This is a genomic window from Halomonas sp. ND22Bw (assembly GCF_003011945.1).
In the GTDB taxonomy this organism is placed as follows: domain Bacteria; phylum Pseudomonadota; class Gammaproteobacteria; order Pseudomonadales; family Halomonadaceae; genus Halomonas; species Halomonas halophila.
In genome coordinates, this window is the sequence record NZ_PXWD01000660.1 from 1 (window position 1) to 279 (window position 279).

A 279-nucleotide genomic window follows, 5' to 3' on the forward strand; every position below is an offset into this window, starting at 1 on the left:
GAACACGCCTCACCGCTTGAAGCGGGCCTTGAGTTCACCGAAGACCTCCTCGTGGGTGAAGGTCCGACCTGCCGCAACATCCTGCAAACCCCGCTTGATCGACGCCCGCTGGTCGTCGGAAAGCGTGGCGCTGGCGTTCTCAACGTCTGTGACAAACTGCTCGGCCGCAGAGGCGATGAACTCTTCCAACGGCATGCCGATTTCGGCGGCGGCGCGTTTCAGTCGATCAGCGGCGTCGGCCTCCAGAGGGACAGAAATCGTTTCCATGACCTCGCTCAC

General features: G+C 62.0%; 1 protein-coding gene. It reads right to left on the reverse strand.

Annotated features, from left to right (window positions below; genetic code table 11):
• Nucleotides 1-9: 9 nt before the first annotated feature.
• The coding region (locus tag CVH10_RS19785) for a hypothetical protein (RefSeq protein ID WP_219924871.1) at nucleotides 10-279 on the reverse strand (270 nt) is incomplete at its 5' end.